The following is a 4,722-nucleotide window of genomic DNA, read 5'->3' as shown; positions in this document are numbered from 1 at the left end:
GCCGAGACCCATAGAAGTTTGCGCGGCAAAGCATCAAACAAAATTGGCGCTATCGCAACGAGCATCACAACGAACGCTAAATTGGCGCGCCAATACTCTGTGTTCGGATAGAAACCATATAGGAGTTGGTTCCAACGTTCGGTCAAAACCGCCCAACAGGCGTAATGAGTATTCCCAAACTTCGCATTGAGGATGTCACGGCACTCGGACAGGCTATCAGCTTGCCATACTCCGCCAAGCATCCACGGCAAAGAGCCCGCAAGAAGTTTGTAGATAACAAAGATAGAGACAATCGTGAGGATCGAGTTGAACCAACCGGAAAACAGGTTCTCTTGGACCCAACGCGCGGCACCCACATTGGAACGGGGGGCCGGCTTTTGCCCTAGCATCGTGTCGCGGACATAGGCGACGGTGTGTGATTGTGTATCGCTCATCTTACCGCTCCTTCAGCTTCACTGATTTGTTGTAAAAGTTCATGCTCGACGAGATGGAAAGCGATACCACGAGATAGATCAGCATCATCAAGACCATCGCCTCCAACTCACGGCCCGTCGTATTGAGGGTCGTTCCGCCCAACGTTGATCGCAAATCCATGTATCCCACAGCGAGTGCGAGCGACGAGTTTTTGGTCAAGTTGAGGTATTGGGAAATAAGCGGCGGGATGATGACGCGTAGGGCCTGCGGCAAAATCACGAGATTCATTGTACGCGAAGGGCGCAATCCAAGAGCATATGCGGCCTCCGTTTGACCGCTTGATACGGCAAGAATACCCGAGCGCACAATCTCCGCTATGTAGGATCCTGTGTAGAGACTGAGCGCAAGCCAAAGCGCGAGCAACGAATTGCGCAGATGCAGCCCGCCTGTGAAGTTGAACCCTTTGAACTCAGGATAGGCGAGTGTCACGGGACGCCCCAAGACGAAGTAGGCCAAGACTGTTGGCACAACGAAAATGGCCAGCTTGATCCAGAACGTGGGCAAAATTTGCCCCGTTGCTTCAAACTTGCGCTTGGCGAATTTCCCAAATGCCCAAATGCCGACGAGGGACAACAAGAACGTGATAACGACCAATGCTGAACCTGCGCCCCAGATAGGCATCGGGACATATGTGCCTCGGTTCGTGACCGCCACAGTATCCCAAAGCCACATAGACGACTCGGCATTTGGCCCCTTGAACGAGCGGGGTACAGGCAAGCTTTCAGACAGAATTGCCATAAATGCCAAAATCCACAAAAGCACAGGAATGTTGCGGAACGTTTCGACATATACCGTCATAATACGTGCTGTAAGCCAGTTTTTGGACAGTCGCAAAACCCCCGCGATCACACCAACAACGGTGGCGAGAATGCAGCCGAGAAAGGCAACCAGTAGCGTGTTGAGCAAACCAACAACCGCTGCGCGCATGTTCGAATCTGACGACACATACGGGATCAAACGCTGATTGATATCGTAGTTTGCAGAATAGCCCAAAAAGCTAAAATTTATATCTTTGCCTAGGTTTTCGAGGTTTATGATCGTGTTTCGAACCAGAAACGCTGCGAACATCATAAACGCAATAAGCGCAATGACCTGAATAGTCATCGAGCGGTATCGCGTGTCGTAAAGTAGCTGACTTAGGCGAAAGCCATCACCTTTCGGCGGATCGGTCATAGTCGTCATGTGAGACGGCCCCCTGTTTTCCCTGATAGCACTTCATTCGGTCCGCGTGCGTACATCGGTCCGTGAAGAGTCATTTTTATAATACGGGTCGTTAAATGTAGGAAGGGCGCGGAAATCCCGCGCCCTTCTCTTTGACGGTAGGATTTAGCGGAATGGTGGGGAGTAGATCAGACCACCGTTTGTCCACTGTGCGTTCAGACCGCGCGCAAGACCAATCGGTGTGCTCTCGCCAATGTTACGCTCGAACGCTTCGCCGTAGTTGCCAACTTGGCTAATCACGTTGAGCGCCCAATCGTTTTCGAGACCAAGCATGCCGCCCAACTCACCTTCGGACCCCAAGAGACGGTTGACCTCAGGGTTTTCAGTGCCTTTAGCAAGCTCTGCCGCATTTGCGGATGTCACACCCAGCTCTTCAGCAGAAACCATAGCGTTGAGTGTCCAACGTACGATATCGCCCCATGCGCTATCGCCGTGGCGAACAAGCGGGCCGAGTGGCTCTTTGGAAATGATTTCAGGCAAGATGACATAGGCGTCAGGTGTCTCGAAAGAAGAACGCGAAGATGCAAGTGCGGAAGCATCCGTTGTGTAAACGTCACATGCACCAGCAAGGAACTGTGTCTGCGCTTCGGTGAAGCTGTCCACAGGTACAGGCTCGTAATCCATGCCGTTGACACGGAAGTAATCCGCGAGGTTCAGCTCGGTTGTTGTCCCTGTTTCGATACAAACAGTCGCGCCGGAGAGCTCTTTTGCGGACGACACACCGAGATCTTTAGGAACCATGAAGCCCTGGCCGTCGTAGTAGTTCACACCGATAAAGGTGTTTTTAAGATCAACGTCGCGTGTAAATGTCCACGTGGTGTTGCGTGCAAGCAAATCGATTTCACCAGATGCGAGCGCAGTAAAGCGAACAGCGGAGCTAAGTGGTGTGTACTCGACTTTTTCGGGATCACCGAAAACAGCGGTTGCGACAGCGCGACAGAAATCGACGTCAAAGCCTTTCCAAACGCCATTCGCGTCTGGAGCTGCAAAGCCGGGCGTACCGGTGTTCACGCCACACTTCAGAGCACCGTGGTCCTTCACGAGGGCGAGTGTCGGAGACCCGCCATCCTGAGCCATTGCGGAGCCAGCAACGAGACCGGCCACGGTCAGTGCGCTAAAAAATACGGATTTTTTCATTTTTACCTCTTCCTGATGTTGCGCCGATTATGACGCACTTTCCGTCCTCTTACGGAACGGGTTAGATATCGAATTGAGCATATGCCCTTTCAATGAGCTAAGTTGAGAGGATTCATTCCAGATCGTCAAGGGGACTATAAGGAATTAACATGTTTACTCTACGTCTCAGGGCACCAAATCACAAAATGACTGCGCTTTGAGCCAATCGATCTATTTTTGAACGGCGTGATAAAACTGATGGGCGTCGATAAAACTCTTTCGTTTTATGGCAGATTCCGCCTCGGCATCATCATCCTTACCCCATTGCTCGGACTGAAATGTCTCGTCTGTGCGTGAAATCGCCCAAAGCGCTTCGACAGGCTGTGCATTTCTGGTCGCAGCCAGTCCAATAATAAGACTGCCCGACAGCGACACAAGGTCATGAAACGCCGCCAATTCAAACGCAGTCATCGCATCGACAAATGACCGCAACCGGTTCAGGTCTGCTTTTGACTGCGGCACATGCATGACGCCTACGTGCACCTCTAGGTGCGCCCCCAAGACATCAGATGCCCACGCCAAGAGCGGATCCCAAGCCTCCCGTTGGCGCGCAATTAGAGCCTCGGGGTAGCTCGCACGGTAGCACAAAAGATCACTATCTCCGTAATCACAGATCATTGTGACAACTTCGTCATGAACCACACCTATGCGATCTATTGCAACATTTGCATGGCGAGTCGCGGGCATCGTTTCGGGGTCGATCTTATCGACTTGGGCATCCCATTCATTGGCGATGATCTGCGCAAAGGCGTGTGTTGGAACGACAAGCGGCGCTTTCGCCGGTGTGCGCACCTGCCTGCCATCCAGGTGCACCGAGAACCCGTCACCATCAGCAACAACCAATGCCTCTTTCCAAAACCGCTTTGCTGTCCAATCTGACATATTGCTAGTCCTTCCAAACGTCATCAAGTGCGGCGGGCAATTGGCTAAAGCTATCGATCACACGCCCAGCGCCCGCACTCAAAAGTGCCTCGCGCCCGTGATAGCCCCACAAAACACCAAGCCCGCGACAACGCGCCGCCGCCGCCATTTCCATATCGTAAGTGGTGTCGCCTACAACAACCGTGTCATGCGCCGAAACATTGGCATCCAAAAGACACGCAGCAACCATGGAAGGGTTCGGTTTGGAGGGGTGTTCATCGGCGCTTTGTGTACTCACGAACAGATCAGCAAACTCCCAACCTTCCATCAGCGCATCAAGTCCGCGACGACTATTCCCAGTGGCAATTGCCAGCTTGATATCGTCACGCGCACCCAACGCACGGATCGCGGCCTCAGCCCCTGGGTAAAGTGGGAATCCGTTGGATCCAACCTTAGAGCGAGTCGCATTGAACGCACTTTTATAGGCCGCGACCATGCGCGTATGTGTGTCTGCATCCGCCTGTGGCGCAAGATTGGCCACCGCATAGGGCAACGATAGCCCGACGATAGACAAAACCGTGTTGCGATCCGGACAGGGTAATTCGGCCTCAAGAAACGCGGCCTCCATCGACGACACAATATGAGCTTGGCTATCAACGAGCGTCCCATCCACGTCAAAGATCACAAGCTTCATTTATGAAGCGCCTCGAACGGATCGACACTTGCAATATCTTCGCTCCACCCGAAGGTCTCCCACGAATGCCCCATGTGCTCGGGCAACGGTGCCGTCACAGTGATTGGTTTGCGTGTCACGGGATGCTCAAAGGTTAACGAGCGGGCATGCAGGTGCAGCTTTTTGGAAATGATGCCGCCCAGTTGTGCGCCCCATCCATCGCCCATATTTTCCTGACCTGATCCGCCGTATTTGCCGTCACCAATGATCGGATGACCAATCTCGGCCATATGAACACGCAACTGGTGTGTGCGGCC

Annotated in this window: 4 protein-coding genes and 2 pseudogenes; all 6 read right to left on the bottom strand. The window is 52.9% G+C overall.

The window, feature by feature from the left end; all coding sequences use genetic code 11:
• A pseudogene (locus ACTG34_RS11335) lies at positions 1-434 on the bottom strand (amino acid ABC transporter permease); the annotation flags it as partial.
• A 1-nt stretch (position 435) separates the two neighbouring features.
• The gene (locus ACTG34_RS11330; RefSeq protein ID WP_439105015.1) at positions 436-1,656 is read right to left on the bottom strand and encodes an amino acid ABC transporter permease; all 1,221 of its coding nucleotides are present in this window, start codon (positions 1,654-1,656) and stop codon (positions 436-438) included.
• Positions 1,657-1,800: 144 nt separating this feature from the next.
• Positions 1,801-2,832, bottom strand: coding sequence for an amino acid ABC transporter substrate-binding protein (locus ACTG34_RS11325; RefSeq protein WP_439105014.1), 1,032 nt, complete (start codon positions 2,830-2,832; stop codon positions 1,801-1,803).
• Between the two features lie 210 nt (positions 2,833-3,042).
• Positions 3,043-3,753, bottom strand: coding sequence for an ATP12 family chaperone protein (locus tag ACTG34_RS11320; protein ID WP_439105013.1), 711 nt, complete (start codon positions 3,751-3,753; stop codon positions 3,043-3,045).
• A gap of 4 nt (positions 3,754-3,757) precedes the next feature.
• The gene (locus ACTG34_RS11315) at positions 3,758-4,426 is read right to left on the bottom strand and encodes an HAD-IA family hydrolase (RefSeq protein ID WP_439105012.1); all 669 of its coding nucleotides are present in this window, start codon (positions 4,424-4,426) and stop codon (positions 3,758-3,760) included.
• Positions 4,423-4,722 (bottom strand): annotated as a pseudogene (locus ACTG34_RS11310) (RluA family pseudouridine synthase); the annotation flags it as partial. The gene ACTG34_RS11315 and the pseudogene ACTG34_RS11310, both read right to left, overlap by 4 nt.

The organism is Celeribacter marinus (assembly GCF_965656515.1).
GTDB lineage: Bacteria > Pseudomonadota > Alphaproteobacteria > Rhodobacterales > Rhodobacteraceae > Celeribacter > Celeribacter marinus_D.
This window is presented reverse-complemented; position numbering and strand designations above follow the sequence as displayed.

Bases quoted from the DNA above. Each gene is read 5' to 3' on its own strand.
- ACTG34_RS11330 (WP_439105015.1), bottom strand. From the start codon at position 1,656: ATGACGACTATGACCGATCCGCCGAAAGGTGATGGCTTTCGCCTAAGT.
- ACTG34_RS11325 (WP_439105014.1), bottom strand. From the start codon at position 2,832: ATGAAAAAATCCGTATTTTTTAGCGCACTGACCGTGGCCGGTCTCGTT.
- ACTG34_RS11320 (WP_439105013.1), bottom strand. From the start codon at position 3,753: ATGTCAGATTGGACAGCAAAGCGGTTTTGGAAAGAGGCATTGGTTGTT.
- ACTG34_RS11315 (WP_439105012.1), bottom strand. From the start codon at position 4,426: ATGAAGCTTGTGATCTTTGACGTGGATGGGACGCTCGTTGATAGCCAA.